Below are 24185 nucleotides of genomic sequence, written 5' to 3' on the forward strand. Positions count from 1 at the left end.
CAAGGGGTCCAACACCTTTCCGGCATCCATTCACGCACTCCTGTTGTCAATCCGGCGCGGGTGGCGTTGTAGGTTCGGCGGATGCCGCCGCCCCACCTCGACCCCCGCCTCCTGCGCGGCTTCGTCGCCGTAGCCGAGGAACTGCACTTCACCCGCGCCGCCGCCCGGCTCTACGTCTCCCAGCAGGCGCTCAGCCGGGACGTACGGCGGCTGGAGCGGGAGCTGGGCGCGGAGCTGTTCGTGCGCAGCACCCGGCAGGTGACGCTGACGGACGACGGTGAGCGGCTGCTGCCGCACGCGCGGCGGGTCCTCCAGGCCCAGGACGACCTGCTGTCCGCGTTCGGGCAGGCCCGCCCGCTGCTGGTCGACTGCAACTCCACCGGCCTCGGCACCCCGCGCCGCGTCCTGCACCGGGCCCGCGAACTCGCCCCCGGCCATGAGCTGATGGCCCGCTACGAGAGCGGCCTCACCGGAGCCGTGGCCGAACTGCTCGCCGGGCGCCTCGACGTGTCGTTCGGCCGCTACGCGGGGCTCGCCCCGGCGCTGCGGGCCGGGCTCGACCATCAGCCCGTGCGCTACGAGCCCATGGCCGTCCTGCTGCCCGAGGACCACGCCCTGGCCACGTGGGAGCGGGTGCCGCTGGCCGCGCTGGCGGGTGAGGTGGTGTACGCGGGCGCCGGCAATCCGCGGACGCCGGAGTGGACGGACCTCGCCCATCGCCTGTTCGAGGGACGCGGCATCGAGGTCGCGTCACCCCTTCCGATGGCCGTCGGTGACGAGGAGTTCGGGCGGATCATGGCCAAGACCCGCAACCCCGTGCTGGCCGTGGTCGACTTTCCGGCCATGCCCGGAGCCGTGCTGCGGCCGCTCGTCGATCCTGTGCCACTGTCGCCAGTGTCACTCGTCTGGCGAAAAGGGCTGGTGCATCCGGGGCTGGACGCGCTGCGGGAGGCTGCGGTGCAGGTCGCGGGGGAGGAGGGGTGGCTCCGGCGACCGGAAGGGGGATGGATTCCGGCCACCGATGCGAAGATCATGTCGGGTCCCGAGTGACACGTGGGAACCAGGGAACCTCCACGTGCGCTACATTCATGGCCTGAGCACGGTGTGGTAAAGGGGGCGCTCGGATCGGGTGGGGGCCTGATCTCGATCGACGGGTGCTCGGCGTCGTACGCGCACCCCGAACTGTCCCGTGGGGGGATGCGCGCACGTGAACAACTGGCGAGAAGACGCCCAACCGGAGTGGCCCGAGGCCACGTCCGGCTCGTCGGACATCCCGGCCCCGCCGCTGCCCAGGCCTGTGCCTACGCCTATGCCCATGTCTTCGGGCATGCCGTCGCCGACGCCGTCGCCCGTGCCTTCGCCTTCCGCTGAGACGCAGGTGCTGCCTGACGCGGCCCTCGCCGGCTGGCACGCCGCCGTGGCCGACAGCGGGGCGGACGAGACGGCCGTAGGGCCGAGGGCCGTACGGCCACGGCAGTCGCCGGAGTCGATGCCGCGTAGGGGGCGTGGGGGTGAGGCTCCCGGGAGTGTGCCTGGTGGGCCGGCCCGTGGCGGCATGCCTGGTGGCGAGATACCCAGGGGCGGAATGCCCGGTAGCGGCACCGGAATGCCCGGTGGGCCGCTGTCCGGTGGCGGTACGACCGCGGGAGGGTGGCCTACCGCCAGCAGGGGCCGGCACGCCGCACCGCGGCCCGGTCAAGGGCCCGCGCCTGCTCCAGCGTCCTTCAGCCTGTCGGCTCCGCCCACAGCTTTCACCCCGTTCGCTCCCTCTGCTCCCCCCACTGCTTCCGCCCCCGCCGCCTCCTGGTTCGATGGTGCCGACGCGGGCGCCGTCGCGGACGCGGACGCCACCGCCGTACTGCCGACCACCCCCGAAGCCGGTGGCACCGCCGCCCCCCGCGACCCCTGGGCCGAGACCGAGGAGGAGGCGCCCCGGGCCGGGGCCGCCGCGGCCACGCACGACCCGCACGAGGTGACGGTCCAGCTGGACGCCGTACAACTGGGCGACGTGGCGCTGCGCCCGGTGAAGGGCGGCGTGACCGGCGCTCAGGACGGCTCCGACGGGCCGGTGTTCGTCGACGAGACGGGCCGCCGCAGCCGCATGTGGCGCCGACTGGGCGTGGCCGTGGGAGTCGCCTGCGCGGTCTACGCGGTCGTCATCGTCGCCACCCTGCTCTCCGGCAGCTCCGACGCGCCCTGGCTGCCTGTTCCCGGGCAGAAGGGCGGCAAGCCGGCGGGGCAGGTGGACTCGCCTGTGCTGCCGTCGGAGTCGGGGTTGCCGTCGGAGACGGGTGCCGCCGTGTCGCCGGAGGCCGACCCGAGCGCGACGGCCGGTTCGACGCCGGCCGTGGGAGGCGACCCCGGCGCTGCCGGTACGGCGCCCACCGCCGAGGCGCCCGCCGCCGGTGCCACGACCGGGCCCGACCCGGCCCAGTCGAGGACGACCGCCCCGCAGCCCGGAGGCGGCGTGACCCAGCCCGACCCCGAGCCGACGGAGACGGCCACCGAGCCCGACCCCGAGCCGACGACGCCCAGCGCCGACCCGACCACGCCCGACCCGTCGTCCGAGACCGGCGGCGGCGACAGCGGGGGCGGCGACGGCGGCACGACGGGGAACGGCCCGCTCGCATCCGACCCTCTGGCGGCGGAGCAGGGCGGCAGTGAGCCGTCCACGCTCGCCGCACCCGCCTCCGCTCAACCCTCCCCGTCCCCGGAGTACATCCTCTGATGGCATCCCGCAAACGCCGTCACGGGCCCCCGGCCGGAGCCCGAGACGGCTCCCGGCGCCCCCGTGTGCCCATGCGCCTGCTGCTCCCCGCGCTCGTCCTCGTCGCCCTGATGGCGATGCTGATGCTGCGCGGCTATGTGCACAGCGAGATCCTTGCCGACCACCGCGTCCGGCCGCCTGCCTCCTCCGACCACGTACCGGAGAAGATCCTCGAAGGCGGACCGGTCATCGACACCCGCGGGGGCCGGGCCGTCACCCTGAGCGTCGAGAGCCACCGGCTGGTGCTCACCTTCGACGACGGCCCCGACCCGGAGTGGACGCCGAAGGTCCTGGACGTGCTGAAGAAGCATCACGCGCACGCCGTCTTCTTCGTCACCGGCACCATGGCCTCCCGCTACCCCGACCTGGTGCGGCGCATGGTGGAGGAGGGCCACGAGATCGGCCTGCACACCTTCAACCACCCCGACCTGTCGTACCAGTCGAAGAAGCGCATCGACTGGGAGCTGTCGCAGAACCAGCTGGCCATCACCGGCGCGGCCGGTATCCGCACCTCCCTGTTCCGTCCGCCGTACTCGTCCTTCTCCGACGCGATGGACGACAAGTCGTGGCCGGTGACCGAGTACATCGGCAGCCGCGGCTACATCACGGTCGTCAACAACACCGACAGCGAGGACTGGCGCAAGCCCGGCGTCGACGAGATCATCCGCCGCGCCACCCCCAAGAACGGCAAGGGCGCGATCGTCCTGATGCACGACTCCGGCGGCGACCGTCACCAGACGGTCCAGGCGCTGGACAAGTTCCTGCCGCAGATGCAGGCCGAGGGGTACAAGTTCCAGAACCTCACCGAGGCCCTCGGCGCGCCCAGCGCCCACTCCGAGGTCACCGGCCTCGACCTGTGGAAGGGCAAGGCGTGGATCTTCCTGGTCCAGGCCTCGGAGAAGATCACCGATGGTCTGGTGGCCGGGCTCGCCGTCATCGGCACCCTGGTCATCGGCCGGTTCGTGCTGATGCTGCTGCTCTCCGGCTACCACGCCCGCCGGGTGCGCCGCCGCGGCTTCCGCTGGGGGCCGCCGGTCACCGAACCGGTGTCCGTGCTGGTGCCGGCGTACAACGAGGCCAAGTGCATCGAGAACACGGTCCGTTCGCTGATGGACAGTGAGCACCCCATCGAGGTCCTCGTCATCGACGACGGCTCCTCCGACGGCACCGCGCGGATCGTGGAGGCCATGGGCCTGCCCAACGTACGGGTGATCCGCCAGCTCAACGGCGGCAAGCCCTCCGCGCTCAACCGGGGCCTGGCCAACGCCCGGTACGACATCGTCGTCATGATGGACGGCGACACCGTCTTCGAACCGGCCACGGTCCGTGAGCTGGTCCAGCCCTTCGGCGACCCGCGCGTGGGCGCGGTCGCGGGCAACGCCAAGGTCGGCAACCGTGACTCGCTGATCGGCGCGTGGCAGCACATCGAGTACGTGATGGGCTTCAACCTCGACCGCCGTATGTACGACGTGCTGCGCTGCATGCCGACGATCCCCGGCGCGGTGGGCGCCTTCCGGCGCTCCGCCCTGGAGCGGATCGGCGGCATGAGCGACGACACGCTCGCCGAGGACACCGACGTCACCATGGCGCTGCACCGCGACGGCTGGCGGGTCGTCTACGCCGAGAACGCCCGCGCCTGGACCGAGGCCCCCGAGTCCGTCCAGCAGCTGTGGTCGCAGCGCTACCGCTGGTCGTACGGCACCATGCAGGCCATCTGGAAGCACCGCAAGGCGCTGGTCGAGCGGGGCCCGTCGGGCCGCTTCGGCCGCGTGGGCCTGCCGCTGGTGTCGCTGTTCATGGTGGTGGCCCCGCTGCTGGCGCCGCTGATCGACGTGTTCCTGCTGTACGGAGTGGTGTTCGGCCCGACCCAGAAGACGGTCGTGGCATGGCTGGGCGTCCTGGCCATCCAGGCGTTCTGCGCCGCGTACGCCTTCCGCCTGGACAAGGAGCGGATGACTCATCTGATCTCGCTCCCGCTCCAGCAGATCTTGTACCGCCAGCTCATGTACGTCGTACTGCTCCAGTCCTGGATCACCGCCCTCACCGGCGGCCGGCTGCGCTGGCAGAAACTGCGCCGCACGGGTGTCGTCGAGGCACCCGGCGGCCCGGTACCGCGCCAGCGCGCGGCCGTTGGTGACGATCGGAGGCCGGTGGGATGACCCAGGGGATGCAGGGAATGCAGGGTTCGTACGGTTCGTACGGCTCGAACGACGGGGCGCCGGGGGCGTACGACCCGTACGGCGTCCCGCACCAGCGGACGACGGACGCGGCGCCGGCACCGGCACCGGAGCCGGCGGCCGTTGCCCCCAAGAAGGCTCCCGGGCGTGACCGCTACCTGGACCTGCTGCGCTCCATCGCCCTGGTCCGTGTGGTGGTGTACCACCTCTTCGGCTGGGCGTGGCTGACGGTGCTGTTCCCGTCCATGGGCGTGATGTTCGCGCTGGCGGGCTCGCTGATGGCGCGCTCGCTGAGCCGCCCGGCCTGGGGCGTGATCCGGGGCCGGGTGCGCAGGCTGCTGCCTCCGCTGTGGGCGTTCAGCGCGGTGGTGCTGGCGCTGATGTTCGCGGGTGGCTGGAACCCGACCAAGAACACGGAGGACGGCCCCACCTGGGCGCTCCTCGAACTGGTCAACTACATCGTCCCGATCGGCGCCCCGCCGTTCCCCTGGCACATCGGCTCCAAGTCGGGGCTGCTGGAGGACACCTGGGCCGTGCAGGCGGCGGGCCCGCTGTGGTACCTGCGGGCGTATCTGTGGTTCGTGGTGGCGTCGCCGCTGCTGCTGTGGGCGTTCCGCCGCGTGCCGTGGGCGACGGTGTTCGCGCCGCTGGCGCTGACCGCGGTGGTCGGCACCGGCCTGGTCACGATCCCGGGCGAGACGGGCAACGCGGTGACCGACTTCGCGGTCTACGGCGGTTGCTGGGTGCTGGGCTTCGCCCACCAGGAGGGTCTGCTCAAGCAGATTCCGCGCTATGTCGCGATCTCCTGCGCGGGTCTGCTGATGGCCTTCGGCCTGTGGTGGGCCTCGGGCCATCTCGGCCCTGACGGCTGGGACCTCAACGACATCCCGCTGGCCCAGGCCACCTGGTCCTTCGGTTTCGTCGTCATCCTGCTCCAGTACTCCCCGTCCTGGCAGGAACTCCCCGGCCGCCTCGCCAAGTGGGACAAGCTCGTCACCCTCTCCAACAACCGGGCCGTGACGATCTACCTCTGGCACAACATGCTCATCATGGCCACGATCCCGATCATCGACCCGGTCTACGAGCTGCCCTTCATGCAGAGCGACCGTGCGGTGGCCGCGCTCGACTCCACGTACATGATCTGGATGTTCTGCCTGGTCTGGCCCCTGATCGGCCTCGCCGTCCTCGCCTTCGGCTGGATCGAGGACCTGGCGGCCAAACGCCCGCCCCGCCTCTGGCCGAACGGAGCGGCCCGGCCCACCTCCCGCCGAGGCGCCTCCGGCGGCCCGACGCCACCGGCCGGCGACACCCGCGGTTCTTCACGCCGCCGCCGCGCATCGGTCTGACCTGGGGATGGGGGAGCCGGGGGACGTGACCTCGAAGGGCGCCGGACATGCATCCGCGAAAGCATCGGATGACCTTGGGGTCGGCGAGGGGGCGGCCGGGTTTCCGCTGTGCGGCGGGGCTTCGGACACGGGGCTTGCGCCGGCCGGTGGGGCATCGGTGACCGGGCTTCCGCTGCCGGGCGGGGTTTCGGGGTCCGGACTTCCGCCGGTCGGCGGGGCTTCGAGCTCCGGACTTCCGCCGGCCGGCGGGGCTTCGGGGTCCGGGCTTCCGCTGTCTGGTGAGGCGTCGGTGAGTGGCCCGCCGCCTGGCAGGGGGACGGACTCCAGCCTTCCGTCGGCCGGCCGGGCAGGGGACACCGGCCTCCCGTCACTTGGCGGGGCTCTCGACGAAGCCCTGCCGCCGTCCCGTCGGCCCGAAGGCGGTGACTCGGCTGTGCCTCGGGGGCCCGGGGAGGGCAGCCTGTCGACGCTCGAACGGGCTGCGGGTGATGGCAAGGCGTCGCCGCTCGGTCGACCTGAGGGCGAGGGCGAGCCCTCGGCGCTCGGGCGGCCCGGGGGTGACGGTGGTTTCCGGACACCTGGCCGGCCTTCGGACGCCGGCCCGCCGCCCCCCGGCCCGCCTCTGGGCGCCGACTCGTCCGGCGCTGACCGGCCACCGTCCCCGCCGGCGTATCGCGAGTCCCCCTTCGGCTCACCCTTCGCGGCCGGCTACGGGACGCCTACGCCTGCGGAACTGCCCAGCGAACCTCACGCGCTGGTCCCCGGATCGCGTACGCCGTCCCCTCCCGTGCCGCCGGAGGCGACCCGGCGCACCTCACCTTGGGCCGGGCCCCACGACAGCCCGGCATCCGGGGCCACGCGCCGTGGCGTTCGTCTCATGGCTGCCGCGTGCACGGCGGTGGCGACGCTGCTCGTCGTGGTGGCCGGCTGGTACACGCTGACGCGCTGAAGGACGGGGCCGCGAAGGCTTCGGTCCCTCGCTCTACGCCCTCTGACCGCGTCAACTCGGAGGCATGCGAGGACATTTCGCCCTGGTGCGGCCCCATGCGAGCCTCGCTACCGTGTGGGTTGCCTCCCGGACCCCACATGCCCCACCAGGAGCTCCTGTGACCTGCCGTCGGCTTCGACACGTTCCTGCCCTGACCGCCGTAACAGCGGTGCTGCTCGTCTTGACGGGCTGCGGCGGAGGGAGCGACGCCTCCAAGGCAGACGACAACAGAGCGGGCGTGAACACCGACGTGAGCCCGTCGCCGTCGCCCACGAAAGCGGTCACGAACCGGCCGGAGATCACCCTCCCGTCGGACCTGAAGCTGGTCTTCGAGGACGGGCGGACCGGCGACCCGGTCAAGGACGCCGTCCTGGCGGACAGCGCGGAGCGTATGCGGGCCGTCGACGCCGCGATCACCGGTACCGACCCCAAGGGCGAGGCGATCGGCTACTACAACACCGGCAAGGCCCTGGAGGCCGCACTCTCCTGGGTCGCGCAGTTCAAGGACGCCGGGGCCACGATCACCGGTGAGGTGCGCTACTACGACCGCGAGGTCACCCTCAAGGGCCAGAACTCCGCGACCCTCACCTTCTGCGCCGACGAGGGCAAGGGCTTCAGCAAGGACAAGAAGACCGGCGAGGTCGCGAGGACACCGGTCACCGAGAACAGCTACGTCCTCTACAACACCAGCCTGGACAAGAACGCCGACGGCGTCTGGCAGACCTCCCAGGTCCTCTCGGCGCGGGGAGCCGCCCGGTGCCGGCCGTAGGGGGATGCTTCGGCGGAGCGCATATGGAAAGCTTCCCCCGTTGCGCCTGTGAACAGCGATGCCGACGAGGAGCGGGTGGATGAAGAAGCGGCAAGTCCGCAAGATGCTGGGGCAGATGGCGACCGGGCAACCCGTCACGGTGCGCAGTCCCATGGCATCCGTGAAGAAGCTCGCTCGATTCGCTTATGTCGCCCAGCAGTTCGGGTACGAGTACGCGGACGTACGGCAGGGCGGGCAGCACAACAGCGAGTACACGATGCTGCTGGTGCCCGACCACTCCCCGCAGGGGCGGGCGCGGGCCGCGCAGAACTGGGCGCAGTATCCGAACGCCGGGGACGGGGTGTCCCTGCCTCCGCTCGTGCCGAACGCGGTGGACCTGCTGAAGGCGCGGATCAAGTTCGACATCTCCGGGCGGCACGCGGAGAAGCAGCGCATCCGGCTCGCGGCGATCGGCATCCCGCTCGCCTGCGTGGGCCTCGTCTTCGAGCTCGGCACCGACACCACGGCGTTCGTCGTCGCCGGAGTCCTGTGCGCCGCCGGACTGGGCCTGCTCCCGCTCGGCCTCGCCTACTCCCGCCGCGACAACGCCAGGCAGGCCGCCCTCCTCCAGGCCGCCGGCTTCACGCAGGTGCGCGACGAGACGGGGCGGCTGCGCTACGTGCCGCCGGGCGGGCAGCTGCCGGGGCACGGGAACCCGTTCGCGGGCGGGACGGCTCCTGGGGTGCCGCCGCAGACGCCGTACGCCCCGGGCGTCTCGCAGCCGTATGCCGCCGGGCCTCACGCCGTCGGGCCCCATGCCGTCGGGCCCCATGCCGTCGGGCCCCAGGCACCCGGACCCCACGCACCTGGGCCCTACACCCCCGGCCCCTACGGCCCCGTACCCCCGCAACCTCAGCATTCACAGCCGGCCCACCACCCCCAGCCGTACCCCCAGCAGAACCCCCACTGGCAGCCGCCCCGCACCTGAGCCCATGCCCGGGACCTCTCATCCGCCCCTTCCCCCGGGTGAGAGCAAAGTTCCTTACCGGTCACTCGTAGCCACAGACAGGAAACGCGCCCTCCCTACCTTCGGGACTCAGCCACTCCCAGCCACACCTGAGCCCCGGAGCACGTGGAGGCGTTCATGACAGCATCAGGTACGACCCCCTCACCCCCCGCCACCGCCACCACTGCCAGGGGCGGCCGCTGGATCGAGCGGTGGGACCCGGAGGACGAGGTCTTCTGGGAGGACACCGGCTGGAAGGTCGCCCGCCGGAACCTCGCCTTCTCCGTCCTCTCCGAGCACATCGGGTTCTCGATCTGGACCCTGTGGTCGGTGATGGTGCTGTTCATGGGCCCGGAGTACGGGCTGACCCCGGCGGACAAGTTCCTGCTGGTGTCCATGGCGACGCTGGTCGGCGCGATCGTCCGCGTCCCCTACACCTTCGCCGTCGCGCTCTTCGGTGGCCGGAACTGGACGATCGTATCGGCGAGCCTGCTGCTGATCCCGGCGGTGGCCGCGTTCATCGTCATGGAGCCGGGGACGTCGTACTCCACCTTCCTGATCTGCGCGCTCCTCACCGGTGTCGGAGGCGGCAACTTCGCGTCCTCCATGACCAACATCAACGCCTTCTTCCCGCTGAGGAAGAAGGGCTGGGCGCTCGGCCTGAACGCCGGCGGCGGCAACATCGGTGTGCCCGTCATGCAGCTGATCGGCCTCGCGGTGATCGGCGCGAGCGGCGGACCGCGGGTGCTGCTGGGGATCTACATCCCGCTGATCGTCGTCGCCGCCGTCCTGGCCGCGATGTACATGGACAACCTCTCCAGCGTGAAGAACGACACCGGCGCGGCCAAAGACGCGGTGAAGGAGGGCCACACCTGGATCATGGCCTTCCTCTACATCGGCACCTTCGGCTCCTTCATCGGCTACAGCTTCGCCTTCGGGCTGGTGCTGCAGACGCAGTTCGGCCGTACGCCGCTGCAGGCCGCGTACGTCACCTTCATCGGCCCGCTGCTCGGCTCCCTGATCCGCCCCATCGGCGGCCGGCTCGCCGACCGCTACGGCGGCGCGAAGATCTCCCTGTGGAACTACGTGGCCATGGCCGCCGCCACCGCGGTGGTCCTGCTGGCGAGCGAGCAGGAGTCGCTGCCGCTGTTCACCACGGCCTTCATCGCCCTGTTCGTGCTGAGCGGGCTCGGCAACGGTTCGACGTTCAAGATGATCCCCGGCATCTTCCAGGCCAAGGCGCTCGCGCAGGGCCTCACGGGTGAGGAGGCCGCGGCGTACGGCCGGCGACTGTCCGGGGCGTCCATGGGGCTCATCGGCGCGATCGGAGCGCTCGGCGGACTCGGGATCAACCTCGCCTTCCGCCAGTCCTTCCAGACCGCCGGCACGGGCACGGGAGCGTTCCTCGCCTTCCTCGCCTTCTACGGCGCCTGCTTCGTGGTGACCTGGGCCGTATACCTTCGCCGCCCGGCGGCAGGACGCGGCTCCACGGCCGCTGCCGAGGCGAAGCCCGAGCTCAGCTACGCCGAGGTGTGACGTAACACCGGCGCAATCAAGCGGAACCGAGCCTGTCACGCGCCGTTGACAGGCTCGGCCGCATGTAGGTGCAAAGGGGTCCGCTGGGGCCTGTCGTTCGGATCAGGTCGGCTGAGAAGGACCGTGTGTCTCAGCCGGGTCGAGCAGGGTCTGGTGCGTGCAGCTGCAAGGCCGAGGAGGGCGTCGACGCGGAGCGTCGGCAACCGACGACAACGCCGCAGATGTGCGTGCCAGACCCCGCGACGCCGGGCTGATCCGAACGACAGGCCCCAGGCCCCGCTGACTCGAAGAGTGCGGGACGAGAGTTATGTACGACGAACAGCAGTCGCCGGAGCATGGACCCCTCGCCGGTTTCACCGTCGGGGTGACGGCCGCGCGCCGCGCCGAGGAGCTCGGGGCGCTGCTCCAGCGCCGCGGCGCCTCGGTCCTGCGCGCGCCCGCCCTGCGGATCGTGCCGCTGGCGGACGACGGTGATCTGCTCGCCGCGACCAAGGAACTCATCGACCGCGTCCCTGATGTGGTGGTCGCCACGACGGCCATCGGCTTCCGCGGCTGGATCGAGGCCGCCGACGGCTGGGGCCTCGGCGAGACCCTCCTGGACCGGCTGCGCGGCGTCGAGCTGCTCGCCCGCGGCCCGAAGGTCAAGGGCGCGATCCGCGCGGCGGGGCTCACGGAGGAGTGGTCGCCGGAGTCGGAGTCGATGGCGGAGGTCCTCGACCGGCTCCTCGCGGAGGGCGTGGACGGCCGCCGTATCGCCATTCAGCTGCACGGCGAGCCGCTCCCCGGCTTCGTGGAGGCGCTGAAGGCCGGCGGCGCCGAGGTCGTCGGCGTCCCCGTGTACCGCTGGATGCCGCCGGAGGACATCGCGCCCGTCGACCGCCTCCTAGACGCGGCTGTGACCCGGGGCGTGGACGCGGTGACCTTCACCAGCGCCCCTGCGGCGGCGTCCCTTCTGTCGCGCGCCGAGGAGCGGGGCCTGCTGCCGGAACTCCTCTCGGCCCTCAACCACGACGTGCTGCCGGCCTGCGTCGGCCCGGTCACGGCCATCCCTCTCCAGGCCCTCGGCGTCGAAACGGTCCAGCCCGACCGCTTCCGCCTCGGCCCCCTCGTCCAGCTCCTCTGCCAGGAACTCCCCGCCCGCGCCCGCTCCCTGCCCATCGCCGGCCACCAGGTCGAGATCCGCGGCCACGCCGTCCTGGTCGACGGCACCCTCCGCCCCGTCCCACCCGCAGGCATGTCCCTGCTCCGCGCCCTCTCCCGCCGCCCCGGCTGGGTCGTCGCCCGAGCAGACCTCCTCCGCGCCCTCCCCGGCGCCGGCCGCGACGAACACGCCGTGGAAACCGCCATGGCCCGCCTCCGCACGGCCCTCGGCGCACCGAAGCTGATCCAGACGGTGGTGAAGCGGGGGTATCGGCTGGCGTTGGATCCGGCGGCGGATGCGAAGTATGCGGATGCGTGAGGGGGATCGGCGGGTCTGTGTCACGCAGGCCGGCGTGGATGCCCGGACCGCGGATCCTCGAAGCTGACGGATTCGGCGATCTGTCGTACGACGGCCCGGTACTCCTTTCGCCGGGCCGTGGCGGTCGTACTGAGCGTGAGGACAGCCAGGCGCCGGCAGTCCGGGTGCGGTAGGTGCACGTGGAACTGCAGGAGGGGGTACGGCGGCAACCCGCTGTCCTGCCCCGGCGTGCGGGTCGTCTCACTGAACGCGGCGGGCCCGCAGGCCAGTTCGCCGTAGTCGAGGTGCGTGTGCCCCTCCCTGCCGGTCACCGCACGGGCGGCCGTCACGCCCCGCGGGGCGACGGCGGTGTCTCGCCAGGTGATGGTGAGCAGGGACAGCAGCGGCTCGCGCCGGTGCCCCTCCACGTCGTCACGGTGAAATCCGACCGCGCAGTAGACGGTGCCCGACTCACACAGTGCCCCGAGAAGCTGCTGCCCCGCCGCGAAACGGGCCACGAACTGCTGCCGCGCCATCTCTCCTGAGAGCGCGTCGAGAAGCGGTCCTACGGCCTCCCGCAGCGCGTCGGCCCTGGTGGAGTCGAGGGCGGGGAGGAGCGCGTCGAGAGGCAGCGGGGTGAAGCCGGGAGGCTCGGCGAACCAGAGCTCGGCCTGGGGGTCGTCGACCGAGTCGTCGAGGACGATGGCGGGAGAGCTCATGGCGCCTGCCCGGGGAGAAGCGGAGTTTCAGGGGCATCGGACGCTGACTCGGGAAGACGTGCTCCGGCCCGGCGGGCGCGCTCCGCGTCGTACGGAGTGACGTCCTCCCAGTGCCTGCGGGCGGCCCTGCTGTCGAAGGCGGACGGCTGGTAGAGGAAGTGCAGGCGCCGGGGCGAGGCTCCGTTCTTCGCAGGCACGGCCACGACACCGAGGAAGCGGGGGTCGCCCGCGAACCAGAGTGTGTCCAACTGCGCTTTCAGCTCCGGCTTCGTCCGCGGGCCTCCGATGCGCCTCAGCCACCACAGGGAGCGGTAGTGCTTGACGAAGACGAGGGGGACTCCCGTTTCCGTGTCTCCTTGAGGGAGCGGGAACTCGATCCACATCCCTTTCGCCTCGGCTTCCGGGTGGTCACCGAGACTGCGGGCGGTGTCATGGAGGGTCCTCCAGGGGTACGTCTGGAGAACTCGGATCGCGTTGAGGGCGGAGCCGACGTGGTGCAGCTGGACGAACGAGCGGTAAGTGGAATAACAGAGGAGCAGGGCGAAGAGCGGGCTGAAAGCAGGAGACAGAAATACGACCAGGACGTACAGCAGGCCCACGAAGCTCGCAGGCCAAGCGAGGAGGCCCGCAGCGCTCAGGGCCATGTGTCTGGTCCAAGCCCATCGAGTGTCGGGGTGGTCCCAAGCCGTCGGGCAGTCATCGTGGTTCATCGGTCTTCCTCTTCCAAGGCATCAACGGAGGTGCTGCGCGAGGTTCCAAATGCCTCCGCTGTCCAATAGCAGGCGTGTTCCGTCAATGCCTGCAACGGTTCCGTCCTTGTACTTGCTGTCCTTGGCGTCTGTGGCCTTGTTGTAGAGACCGAAGCCGGCTGTACCCACTCCCGCGATGCCTGAGGCAGCTGACACCGCATTGGCCGCAGATGTGGGGTTGTCGGCACCGCGTACCGCTCCAGCGATCAGGGCGTTCTCCAGCCCGGCGACGCTCTTGGCCTCGTCCATCGTCTTGGTTCCATAGACAGCCAGTTTTTGGCCGAGGCTGAGTGTTTCGGTGGTGTGGCCGGCAGCCCGAGCCCCCATCTGGACGCCCTTGGCCACAGCACCAAGTCCTGGGAGTGCAGACACCGCGTCTGCTCCCACCGAGATGAAATTGCTCCAGAAATCGGCGTCGAGCTCGCCCGTCGTAAAGCCGTCCATCAGAGATTCGAGCGTCTCGGCATCGGAAATGCGCAGAGTCAGCGCCGTAGCGCTCAACGCCGACCCCGCCAGCATCAGTGCAGCGACCATCGCCATGCCCAGCGGGCCGGCGAAGAGGAGGGCGACGACGCCGATGACGCCGGCGGTGAAGCTGAGGATGTCGGGGAGGTTGTCGGCAAGCCAGTCGAGGGCCTCGTCGAACCAACCCGGTTCATGAGGGGCGAGTTTCTTTGTGGCATCGCGGATCTTGCCGGCCCGATGGCGGGCCTTGTCCTCGTGTTCCTTCGCGAGCAGCCGCGCCCGATGCCGGATGCGCTCCAGGGCGGCCTCAGCCTCCTCGACCGCGGAGTCGTCGCCCGCCTCGGTCTTGGCAGCGCGCCCCTTCGCCCGGTCCACCGCATCGCGCGCGTCCTCGGCCTCCTGCTCCAGCCCCTTGGCGCGACGCTGGAAGTCGTCGAGTTCCCCTTCCCAGCGCTCCAACTGGCGGGCGGCCTTGCGGACGGAGTGTGCTGCGTTCTTCAGGTTCAGAGGCAGCGGGCCGCCGTCGAGTTGCTCGCGGAAGGCGACGGCCGCGTCGCCCTTCCAGTAGCTGCCGTCGAGGAGCCGTGTGACCAGGTCGTGGGTGTCCTGGAGCACCTTGGCGCACGCGAAGAGCTTCCGGTGGAGCGTACGGACCGAGTCTGTGTCGCCGGGAGTGGGGTTGAACCCCAGGTGCGGGCAGGAGGACGTCGACTTCACGTCCTGAATGAGCGTCACCGGTTCGCTCCGGTTTTCGCCGCCCGGTCCCTGGCTTTCTTCAGCGCCTCTTCCAGCGCCTTGTCGACTTCGCGATAGCTGTTCTTGCTCTTTCCGATGATCTCGGCGAGGTCCTCTGTCTGCTTGCCGATCTCCTCGGCGCCGTACTTCCAGTCCTCCTGGAACTGCTCACACGCCGAGTCGAGATCGTCCGTACCCAGACCGCTGATCGTCGCGTCGGACAGGGCCTTACGGACACCTCGTAGTGAACTGGTCGATCTGGACAGCGACTTCATGAAGCTCGTGAGTTCGTCGCCGTCCACGGCCAGTCGCTGCGCCATGCGCCCTTGTTCCCCTCTGCCGGTTCAGCACACCTCGGGCGCACGCACGTGCACCGCTAGAGGGAACGACGTCCTTTCGCGTTCGTGACGGCTGCGTCCATCAGCGGTTGACCGCCTGCCCTCGCCGTGGGTACCGGGCGCGACAACATGGCGCTGCGATGTCGCCATCGTCGCCGGTCGCCCCGGTGCTCACGGCAGGCATACCTTGCGCCCCCGCTGAGACGTCAGCCCTCGTCTTCGACCACTCGAAGGTGTACGTGAGGTCCGACGGGAGCGTGATCCTCGGCCGGTTCGTGTCGTCCGATGTGGCCGTTGCGGTTGAGGGCGGCGAGTTCGGGGCGGTGGCCGCCCCCGCGATCTTGTTGCTGGCGTCAGAGACCTGCTTCCCGCCGCCGCAGCTTGCGAGGAGGAACAAGGTCGCTGTTACGGCAGTGCAGGCGGGTGCGGGGTGGGGCCGGCGGCGGGGCACAGGGACTCTGGTAAGGCACGTGGGAAGCATTCGCACCGTAGCGGCGGTCCCCGTCAGCGGTTGATGGCCTGGATCTCCTGGACGACGACGTCCTGGGTGGCGCCGAACGTGCCGTCGGGGAGGTCGCCGCCCGCTCCGCCGGTGCCGGTCCAGGTGATCTGCCAGGTGATGGTCGCCCGTAGGGGGTAGGAGCCGTTGCCCGAGGAGCGAAGGTAACGGACGCCGCAGGGTGGGGTTTCGCCGGCCTTGCCTCTGGCGTATGGCTCACCGATGTGACCGTCGGCGATCTCGCAAACGCCGGACGACGGGTAGGTCTCGGCATCCGTGGTGCCAGGGTCGATCCGCAGAGAGCGCGGCTCCGCCGTGGCGGTCGCCTGGATACCGAGTACCGGGACGGAGGCGGTTACGGAGACGGGCTTGAAGTCGGCCGTGTCCAGCCAGGCCCAGGTCGGGAGGTTGACCTTGGTCGTGTTCGCAGGAGCCAGAGTGACCTCGGTGCCAGGGACGCGAATCTCCGCGTAGGCGAGTTCGGCGAGGATCTCGGGAGTGACGGCGTTTTCGATGTCGGCGGGCGGAACGCTTCCCTCGTCCACCCAGAAGTAGTCCTTGTCGCAGGAGTCCCAGCCTGGCGGGTAGTCCTCGTTGACGTACGAGCCCCACCAGTACCCCTTGCCGGTTTTGTCCTTGTTGAAGTCCTTGGAGTGGTTCTCTTCGTTCAGGTACTTCTTGCGTTGGGCGGCATCCCACTCGTATCCGGTGGATTCGGCACCCCAGATCGGTTCCAGGTACTTCTGCAACTGCTCGGGGGTGTACTTCGGGGCGTACCAGCAGGGTGGGGGCGTCCAGGAGGTGCTTGACGTCAGTGCGCCCGCGGACGCGCCACCGCCGTTCTTCGAGCGGTCGAAGACGACGCCGCCGACAGTGACGGAGACGGTGCCGTCCCCACCGGTGTCGGCACGCTGCTCCGTCTGGCCGTCCGTGCTGCCTCCGAATCCCTTCTCGGCATGAGCGGGGCCGGCGACAGCCAGAGACACAGCGGTGAGTCCGGAAGCGAGGAGCAGCCGGTTCATTCTGGTCAAGGTTGGCACTTGTCGCTCCCCCTCTGCGATTCCAGCCGCTCGGTGACCCAGACGCCGTTGTCGTTCTTGCGCAGGGTGCTGGCATAGATGACGTAGCTGTCCTTCGTCACCGGCGTCACGTCTGTCTTGCCGGTCTCCAGGAACTTGTTGAAGACCTTGCTCTGGTCCTCGCAGTACACGAGGGCCGCGGTGCCGTCGTCCTTCACCGTCAGGCTCTCGTTGTAGTAGCGGGTCACACCGGTGGTGCGGGCCTTGTGGTCGACGAAGTCCTGGATGTACTGCTGGCTCCCGGCCGCGGCCGTACCCTCGGAGTAGAAGCGGTACGCCGCGTGCAGAGGGTCCTGTTCGGCGATGGCCATGTCCACGGCCTTGATCCGCTGCTCGGCGTCGTTGAGCGCCGCGTCCTTGGACGGGTCGCCCGTCTTGTTCCACTCGAACTTGTACGTGACATCCGAAGGCAGCCTGATCTCAGGGCGCTTGACGCCTGCAGAGGCGGATGCAGTCGGTGACGCCGACTGCTCGGGCGCCGTGTCCGCGCCTGCGATCTTGTCGTTCGCCTTGGATCTGTCATCGCTACTGCTGCATGCGGACAGCGACAGGGCCGCGACGGCCGTCAGTGCGGCTGCGAGCACGATGGGGCGGCGGTTCACGTTCAACTCCCGGTGGGGCGAGATCCTCACGAGCGGACCCACGTTATCGACGGGGCTGGAGTGACACCAGGCGTACTGCCGTCGTCCAGGGGTGTGGTCACACGGTCGCCGCGTCCGCGTCAGCCGACCTGGCCGGCGCAGGTCGGCCTCGCCTCAGAAGTGCCCCCGTCAGCAGCGCCAACGCCACAGTCGACAGCACCGCCCGAGCCGCGTTCCAAGCCACCCACGCGTCCTCGAAGTGCTCGCGGGCCGAGGTGGCGGAGGCGGTGGTGGAGGCGAGTTGGTCGTTGAGGGGGATGTTTCCGGCCATGGTGAGGAGGAAGGTGAGGGCGTAGGCGGCGCAGGCGGTCCAGGTCCACCAGCGGTGGGGGGCGGTGCGGGACTGCCAGGCGGCGAGGGCGCAGAGCAGGAGGGCGCCCATGAAGGCGGAGAGGAACAGGGGGTTCTGGATGACGTCGTTGATGTCGCGCATGACCTGGACGAAGACGCGGTCGTCGCTGCGGGACAGGGCGGGCATCACGGCGCAGGCGAAGATGAAGAACGTGCCGGCCATCAGGCCTGTGGTGACGGTGGCCGCGCCCAGGATCATGGTGGCGGTCGTGCGGTTCGTGGTCGTTCCTCTTCGGTTCGTGTTCATGGCTTCAGTCAACTGGGCCCGCCTCCCGAGCGACATCGTTCAGGCGCGCTGTTCCATACGCGCGCGTCCACGGAGGGGTATCGCCGCCGTACGCGGGCAGGCACTGTGGTGAGGAACCTTCCTGGGACCCTCCTGGGGCCCTCCTGGGACCCTCCTGGGGCCCTCCTGGGGCCCTCCTGGGACCTCCCTGGCACCTTGCTGGGAACCTTCCGCACCTTCCCCACCGTGTTTCAACCGCTAGGCGGTGACAGGCACATGACCTCGGTACCGGGTACACCCACCGTCCCGTACGAGCTGCGGTTCGACGCCGGGCGCGTCTGTCTCGACCTGCTGGCGACCGGGCATCCCGGCGACCGGCTGGGCTCGCCGGAGGTGCTGCGGGCGTGGATCGTGGGCAGTGGGCTCGTGCCGGTGGGCACACCGCTGGGGCATGCGGATATCGGGTGGGTGGGAGAGTTCCGGGAACTGCGCGGCGTCGTCGGGGCGTTGGTGGAGGGGCAGCTCGACGCACGGCCCGTGCACGATGCCGTGCTGGTGCGGCTCAACGACCTCGCCCGGCCCTCGCCTCCCGCCCCCGGCGTCGTACGCGCAGCCGACGGCAGCCTCGTACGGGCGCTGGACGGACAGCCGGAGTGTGCCGCGCTGCTCGGGGCGGTCGCGCGGGATGCCGTGGAGCTGCTCACCGATCCTGTGGCGCGGGCCGCGCTGCGGCGGTGTGCGGGGGACAACTGCCTTCTCGTGTACGTCGACACGTCCCGGGGACGTCGTAGGCGCTGGTGTTCCAGTGAGGTGTGCGGGAACCGGGAGCGGGTCGCCCGGCATCGGCGCCGTGCCGCCGCCCTCGCTCGTGCCTGACGCATGACGCATGACGCATGACGCATGACGCGCTCGTCCGAGGATCTCCTTCCCTCCCAACTCCTCGACCTGTGAAGGAAAATCGCGGAAACCCGGGAGGGAATGTGCCTCCATGTCACCACTCGTGACATGACCCCGCAGAAAACTGTCGCTTCCCTTTGAACACCCGCAGCCCCCCGTCCGTACCCGTCGTCGAGCGACCGACTGGGGGATCCCCCGGACACCGGAGGTGGGCGTGCGCAAGGATGCGGCCGTGGCCAAGGAACGTGGAACGAGGGCCCGACATCGCATGTCCCAGCCCTCGGAGCCCGACGAGGAGCTGATGCGCGCGCTGTATCAGGAGCACGCCGGACCCCTCCTGGCCTATGTGCTGCGGCTGGTCGCGGGAGACCGGCAGCGGGCCGAGGACGTCGTGCAGGAGACGCTCATCCGTGCCTGGAAGAACGCCGGTCAGCTCAATCGGGCGACCGGTTCGGTACGCCCCTGGCTGGTGACGGTCGCGCGCCGCATCGTCATCGACGGCCACCGCAGCCGGCAGGCCCGGCCGCAGGAGGTCGATCCGTCGCCGCTGGAGGTCATCCCCGCGGAGGACGAGATCGACAAGGCACTGTGGTTGATGACGTTGTCCGATGCTCTCGACGACCTGACGCCCGCCCATCGGGAAGTGCTCGTCGAGACGTACTTCAAAGGGCGTACCGTCAATGAGGCGGCGCAGACCCTGGGGATACCCAGTGGCACGGTCCGGTCCCGGGTGTTCTACGCCCTGCGTTCGATGAAGCTGGCACTTGAGGAGCGGGGGGTGACGGCGTGATGAGCAGCTACGGAGGATTCGGCCCGGGCGGATCCGGACATCCTGGACCCATGCAGGGATCACAGGGCCCGAACGAGCACGAGACCGTCGGCGCCTACGCCCTCGGGATTCTCGACGACGTCGAAGCAACCGCTTTCGAGGCTCACCTCGCGACCTGCGAGTGGTGCGCGCAGCAGCTCGACGAACTGGCCGGGATGGAGCCGATGCTGGCGGCGCTGGCCGACCTGCCGGGTACCGGCACGCCCGCGGTCGGGGAGTCGTTGTCCGCCCGGCCGAGCCCGCGGCTGGTGGAGCGGCTGGTCGACGAGGTCGCCGAGCGGCGGGCCCGTAAGCGACGGCGCGGGTTCTATCTCGTCGCCGCAGCGGCCGCGCTGATCATCGGCGGGCCGCTCGTCGCCGTCGCGGCCTCCGGCGGCGACACCGGCACCAAGGTCGAGGCGCATCCGTCGAGCCCCGCCAAGGAGGCCTTCGACGTCATGCACGACAAGGTGCGGGCCACCGACCCCGCCACCCAGGTCAGTGCCACGGTCGCACTGGAGAAGAAGGCCTGGGGCACGCATGCCGTGCTGGAGCTGACGAACGTCAAGGGGCCCGAGAAGTGCTCCCTGATCGCCGTCGGCAAGAACGGCGAGCGCGAGACGGTGACCTCCTGGTCCGTCCCCAACTGGGGCTACGGCATCCCGGACTCCGCCGCCGAACAGGCCCGCCAGCCGCTCTACGTCCACGGCGGCGCGGCCTTCGCCCCGAACGAGATCGACCACTTCGAGGTGATGACCTTCGACGGCAAGCGGCTGGTGGAGGTGGACGCGTAGGGCTGTCCGCCGGACCCGTCCTGGTCCTACGGCCCCCAGGGCGTGGGGCGCCGAGCCGTGTCCGGTGCCGACCCCAGGCCCCAGGCCCCAGGCCCCTCCGGGCGGCGTGGGGCGCGAGTGGTGCCCGCGCCGGGCCCCCGCGTTCGGGCCCGCCGGGACACCGGTGGGCCCCGGCGGACGGGCCCGTACTCAAGTCAGGCGCCCGGCTGCCGTGGCTCGGCCCGGCCCGGCCCGGGTGCCTTCCGGGGCGGGGCGGCGGCCCCTACGGCCCACCAACTGCAGTACTAGGTCCCCAGCCCTCGGCCCGGGCCGACCCAAGATCATCCGCAAGCCCGATGCCCCCTCCTGCACGCGGGAGCCACCATGCCGGTGGAACCTGCCAAGAGGAGCGCATCATGTCGTACCCGGAATACCCCGCGTACCCGGAAGACCGCTACCACCGCGACAAGGGCGAGGTGAACGCGGTCTTCCGCCCGGCCGACAGCCCACCGGACATCTCCTCACCCGGCGCCTCCACCCACTACCTCGCCACCAACGCGTCGACCGGCGGCGAATTCGGCCTGTACAAGGTGGACCTGGGTGCACGGTCCGCCGGGGCCAAGACCCACTTCCACAAGGCGATGTCGGAGTCCTTCTACATCCTCTCCGGCGCACTGGAGCTGTACAACGGCGAGAAGTGGGTCACGGGCCGCGCGGGCGACTTCCTGTACGTACCGGTCGGCGGCCTGCACGCCTTCAAGAACGTGACCGACGAGCCCATGTCCATGCTCATGCTCTTCTCCCCGGGCGCCCCGCGCGAGGAGTACTTCGAGCGGGTCGCGGAGGTGGCGCAGCGCGGTGGCGAGGAGCTCAAGCAGTTCCGCATACGGCACGACAGCTACTTCCTGGAGGACTTCGAGCCCGGGGAGGAGTAGTTCGGGGCTCGCGCAGGACTTCCGCTCCCCACTGCCATGGCCACTCCGCGGCCGGCCCGGCCTGTACGAGTTCGTCGGCGGTGTCCCTTCCGGGGCGGGGGCGCCGAGCCGCGCTCGCGGCAGGCCCCCCCGGCCCGCCTTCGCCAGGACGTGGACGGCCCCGGCGGCCGGGCTCGTCCGAAAGCCCGGCCGCCTGCCCGAAGCCCAGATGCCAGGCCGCTTGCCCCAAGCCCGGATGCCCGGAAGCCAGGCCGTCTCCCCGAAGCCCGGCAGCCGGTCCCTGACCCGCCCCCGGGTGCCTTCCGGGGGCGGAGACGCCGAGCCCCGCCCGCACCAGCCCAAAAAACGCCCTCGCCAGGACACGGACGGCCCACCCCCCGGCCCCATCCCCAAGACAGCCCCCGGCCGCCGTAGCCTGACCCGCCCCCCTTCGCGTACGGTTGACGGCTGCCCAGCACGTCAGAAGGGGGCCCGGTGGCCGCTCAGGCTCAACAGGAAACCGCGGTCGGCGCGGCCTCGGACTCGGTCCGTGACCGTGAGATCAGCGTGGAACAGGAACACCTGGACCGGGTGTACCGACGCCTGGAGGAGAAGATCCACGAGGCGGAGTTCCTCATGCACGACGCGGCCAAGCGCGGCCAGGTCGGTACGCCCGGCGCGCTCGCCGAGCGGGACGCGCAGGTCTTCCGGGCGGGTGTCCACCTCAACCGGCTCAACAACGAGTTCGAGGACTTCCTCTTCGGGCGGATCGACCTGCTGCTGGGGAAGGACGGGAAGAAGGGGCCGGACGGCGCCTACACCGCGGTCGAGCCCGCGGAGGGGGCCGTGCGGGCGGACAACACCGCCGACATCGCCGAGACCCTGCACATCGGCCGGATCGGCGTCCTCGACCAGGACTACGCCCCGCTGGTGATCGACTGGCGCGCCCCGGCCGCGGCCCCCTTCTACCGCTCCACGCCGGTCGACCCGGGACGCGTGGTCAGAAGGCGCGTCATCCGCTCCAAGGGGCGCCGTGTCCTCGGTGTCGAGGACGACCTGATGCGGCCCGAGCTGAAGGCCACCCTCGGCGGACAGGAGCTGCCCGTCATCGGCGACGGCGCCCTGATGGCCGCGCTCGGCCAGGCCCGCAGCCACACCATGCGGGACATCGTCGCCTCCATCCAGGCCGAGCAGGACCTGGTGATCCGCGCGCCCGCCGCGTCCGTGACGTACGTCGAGGGCGGGCCGGGGACGGGGAAGACCGCCGTCGCCCTGCACCGGGCCGCCTACCTGCTCTACCAGGACCGGCGGAGGTACGCGGGCGGCATCCTCATCGTCTCGCCCACGCCCCTGCTGGTCGCCTACACCGAGGGCGTGCTGCCCTCGCTCGGCGAGGAGGGCCAGGTCGCCATCCGGGCGATCGGCTCGCTCGTCGACGGGGCCGAGGCCACGCTGTACGACTCTCCGGCCACGGCCCGCGCCAAGGGCTCGTACCGGATGCTGAAGGTGCTGCGGAAGGCCGCGCGCGGAGCTCTGGAGCTGAACGATTCGCCAGAGCGGCTGAGGGTCGTCGCCTTCGGCCGCCGCCTGGAGCTGGAGGCCGCCGAGCTGGACCGCGTCCGGCGCAACGCCCTCGGCGGCACGGCCCCCGTCAACCTGCTGCGCCCGCGCGCCCGCAAGCTGCTGCTGGACGCCCTGTGGGAGCAGTCCGGCGGTGCCGCCCGGCACACCGACCCGGAGCTGGCGGCCGAGCTGCGCTCCTCCTTCGACGAGGACGTGACGAGCGAGGACTCCTTCATCGCCTTCCTCGACGCCTGGTGGCCCGAGCTGACCCCGAAGGCCGTCCTGGCCGCCATGGCCGACGAGCGCCGCCTCGGCCGCTGGGCGCGCCGCATCCTCAACCCCGGCGAGGTCCGCAAGGTCGCCCGCTCCCTCAGACGCGACGGCCACTCCGTGCACGACATCGCGATGCTCGACGAGCTCCAGGCGATCCTCGGTGCCCCGGCCCGCCCGAAGAAGAGGCGCGAACTGGACCCGCTGGACCAGCTCACCGGCCTGGAGGAGCTGATGCCGACGCGCGAGGAGTCGCAGCGCGAGCGCGCCGAGCGCCTCGCGCAGGAGCGCACCGAGTACGCGCACGTCATCGTCGACGAGGCCCAGGACCTCACCCCGATGCAGTGGCGCATGGTCGGCCGCCGCGGCCGGCACGCCACCTGGACGGTCGTCGGCGACCCGGCCCAGTCCTCCTGGTCCGACCCGGACGAGGCCGCCGAGGCCCGTGACGAGGCCCTGGGCACCCGCCCGCGCCGCCGCTTCGAGCTGACCGTGAACTACCGCAACCCCGCCGAGATCGCCGAGCTGGCGGCCAAGGTGCTGGCCCTGGCCATGCCGGGCGCCGAGTCCCCGTCCGCGGTGCGCTCCACCGGCGTGGTCCCGCGGTTCGCCGTCGTACGGGACTCCCTGCGCGAGTCCGTGCGGGCCGAGGCCGAGCGGCTGCTGGAGCAGGTCGACGGCACGGTCGGCGTGGTCGTCGCGATGAACCGGCGCGAGGAGGCGCGGCGCTGGCTCGACGGGCTCGGCGACCGGGTGGTGGCGCTGGGCAGCCTGGAGGCCAAGGGCCTGGAGTACGACGCGACGGTCGTGGTCTCGCCCGCGGAGATCGCCGACGAGTCCCCGGCCGGCCTGCGCGTGCTCTACGTCGCGCTGACCAGGGCGACCCAGCAGCTCACCGTCGTATCGGCGGAGCGGGACGAGCCGGACGCGGCCGGGGTGCCGGATCTGCTGCGGGACTGACGCGCCCATGATCCGAGGAGGCGACTTCCCATAACCCGGGCCAACCCGGCGCAGGGGAATGGTCCGGCGGCATCCGTTTGTTAGCCTTGTCGTGACACCGGCTCGATCCAAGCCCCCGGGCCCAACCTTCGTCCCTCAGAGGGACCACTTGCCGCGAGGCGAGCATGGCGGGTCGGTGTCATGAGCGTACGA

Annotated in this window: 21 protein-coding genes; 14 read left to right on the top strand and 7 right to left on the bottom strand. The window is 70.8% G+C overall.

The annotated features are described in order from the left end of the window. Nucleotides 1-81: 81 nt before the first annotated feature. The 9 genes from RKD23_RS23175 (at nt 82) to RKD23_RS23215 (ending at nt 12027) form a co-directional block, all read left to right on the top strand. Nucleotides 82-1050, top strand: a complete 969-nt coding sequence (locus RKD23_RS23175) for a LysR family transcriptional regulator (protein WP_424855407.1) — start codon at nt 82-84, stop codon at nt 1048-1050. A gap of 147 nt (nt 1051-1197) precedes the next feature. Beyond that, nucleotides 1198-1371 carry a hypothetical protein gene (locus tag RKD23_RS23180; RefSeq protein ID WP_424855408.1) on the top strand — a complete coding sequence of 58 codons (174 nt, stop codon included), beginning with the start codon at nt 1198-1200 and terminating at the stop codon, nt 1369-1371. 214 nt (nt 1372-1585) lie between these two features. Further along, nucleotides 1586-2728, top strand: coding sequence for a hypothetical protein (locus RKD23_RS23185; RefSeq protein WP_424855409.1), 1143 nt, complete (start codon nt 1586-1588; stop codon nt 2726-2728). Continuing rightward, complete coding sequence (locus RKD23_RS23190; protein ID WP_424855410.1) at nt 2728-4926, top strand: polysaccharide deacetylase family protein; 2199 nt, start codon at nt 2728-2730, stop codon at nt 4924-4926. Before RKD23_RS23185 ends, RKD23_RS23190 begins: the two co-directional genes overlap by 1 nt. Nucleotides 4927-4943: 17 nt before the next feature. Next, a complete protein-coding gene (locus RKD23_RS23195) occupies nt 4944-6290 on the top strand; it encodes an acyltransferase family protein (RefSeq protein ID WP_424855411.1) in 1347 nt (448 codons plus the stop codon). A gap of 1106 nt (nt 6291-7396) precedes the next feature. Continuing rightward, on the top strand, nt 7397-8047 hold the full coding sequence (locus RKD23_RS23200; protein WP_424855412.1) for a hypothetical protein: 651 nt from the start codon (nt 7397-7399) through the stop codon (nt 8045-8047). A gap of 79 nt (nt 8048-8126) precedes the next feature. Continuing rightward, nucleotides 8127-9014, top strand: coding sequence for a hypothetical protein (locus tag RKD23_RS23205; RefSeq protein WP_424855413.1), 888 nt, complete (start codon nt 8127-8129; stop codon nt 9012-9014). A gap of 156 nt (nt 9015-9170) precedes the next feature. Beyond that, nucleotides 9171-10568: a nitrate/nitrite transporter gene (locus RKD23_RS23210; protein ID WP_424855414.1), complete on the top strand. Its 1398-nt coding sequence runs from the start codon at nt 9171-9173 to the stop codon at nt 10566-10568. Between the two features lie 307 nt (nt 10569-10875). Further along, complete coding sequence (locus RKD23_RS23215; RefSeq protein ID WP_424855415.1) at nt 10876-12027, top strand: uroporphyrinogen-III synthase; 1152 nt, start codon at nt 10876-10878, stop codon at nt 12025-12027. A 20-nt stretch (nt 12028-12047) separates the two neighbouring features. Here RKD23_RS23215 and RKD23_RS23220 read toward each other — a convergent pair whose 3' ends face one another. From RKD23_RS23220 to RKD23_RS23250, 7 genes are all read right to left on the bottom strand, one after another. Further along, the gene (locus RKD23_RS23220; RefSeq protein ID WP_424855416.1) at nt 12048-12725 is read right to left on the bottom strand and encodes a hypothetical protein; all 678 of its coding nucleotides are present in this window, start codon (nt 12723-12725) and stop codon (nt 12048-12050) included. Further along, nucleotides 12722-13369, bottom strand: coding sequence for a hypothetical protein (locus tag RKD23_RS23225; RefSeq protein ID WP_424855417.1), 648 nt, complete (start codon nt 13367-13369; stop codon nt 12722-12724). Before RKD23_RS23225 ends, RKD23_RS23220 begins: the two co-directional genes overlap by 4 nt. Before the next feature lie 87 nt (nt 13370-13456). Further along, nucleotides 13457-14674 (bottom strand): hypothetical protein, encoded by a 1218-nt coding sequence (locus RKD23_RS23230; RefSeq protein WP_424855418.1) that lies wholly within the window; start codon nt 14672-14674, stop codon nt 13457-13459. After that, the gene (locus RKD23_RS23235) at nt 14671-14994 is read right to left on the bottom strand and encodes a hypothetical protein (protein WP_424855419.1); all 324 of its coding nucleotides are present in this window, start codon (nt 14992-14994) and stop codon (nt 14671-14673) included. Before RKD23_RS23235 ends, RKD23_RS23230 begins: the two co-directional genes overlap by 4 nt. 522 nt (nt 14995-15516) lie before the next feature. After that, the gene (locus tag RKD23_RS23240) at nt 15517-16533 is read right to left on the bottom strand and encodes a hypothetical protein (protein WP_424855420.1); all 1017 of its coding nucleotides are present in this window, start codon (nt 16531-16533) and stop codon (nt 15517-15519) included. A gap of 5 nt (nt 16534-16538) precedes the next feature. Then, the gene (locus RKD23_RS23245) at nt 16539-17192 is read right to left on the bottom strand and encodes a hypothetical protein (RefSeq protein ID WP_424855421.1); all 654 of its coding nucleotides are present in this window, start codon (nt 17190-17192) and stop codon (nt 16539-16541) included. 97 nt (nt 17193-17289) lie between these two features. Next, on the bottom strand, nt 17290-17829 hold the full coding sequence (locus RKD23_RS23250; RefSeq protein WP_424855422.1) for a DUF1772 domain-containing protein: 540 nt from the start codon (nt 17827-17829) through the stop codon (nt 17290-17292). Nucleotides 17830-18084: 255 nt separating this feature from the next. On the opposite strand from RKD23_RS23250, the gene RKD23_RS23255 reads away from it, so the two are divergent. The 5 genes from RKD23_RS23255 to RKD23_RS23275 all read left to right on the top strand — a co-directional run bounded on the left by RKD23_RS23255 (nt 18085) and on the right by RKD23_RS23275 (nt 23993). Beyond that, nucleotides 18085-18684 carry a CGNR zinc finger domain-containing protein gene (locus RKD23_RS23255; protein WP_424855423.1) on the top strand — a complete coding sequence of 200 codons (600 nt, stop codon included), beginning with the start codon at nt 18085-18087 and terminating at the stop codon, nt 18682-18684. A 229-nt stretch (nt 18685-18913) separates the two neighbouring features. Further along, complete coding sequence (locus RKD23_RS23260) at nt 18914-19495, top strand: sigma-70 family RNA polymerase sigma factor (RefSeq protein ID WP_399642039.1); 582 nt, start codon at nt 18914-18916, stop codon at nt 19493-19495. 50 nt (nt 19496-19545) lie between these two features. Continuing rightward, nucleotides 19546-20307 (top strand): anti-sigma factor family protein, encoded by a 762-nt coding sequence (locus RKD23_RS23265; protein WP_424855424.1) that lies wholly within the window; start codon nt 19546-19548, stop codon nt 20305-20307. A gap of 395 nt (nt 20308-20702) precedes the next feature. Beyond that, complete coding sequence (locus RKD23_RS23270; RefSeq protein WP_424855425.1) at nt 20703-21221, top strand: cupin domain-containing protein; 519 nt, start codon at nt 20703-20705, stop codon at nt 21219-21221. A 474-nt stretch (nt 21222-21695) separates the two neighbouring features. Beyond that, nucleotides 21696-23993: a HelD family protein gene (locus RKD23_RS23275; RefSeq protein ID WP_424855426.1), complete on the top strand. Its 2298-nt coding sequence runs from the start codon at nt 21696-21698 to the stop codon at nt 23991-23993. Nucleotides 23994-24185: the final 192 nt, after the last annotated feature.

The organism is Streptomyces sp. SAI-170, assembly GCF_049739565.1.
GTDB lineage: Bacteria > Actinomycetota > Actinomycetes > Streptomycetales > Streptomycetaceae > Streptomyces.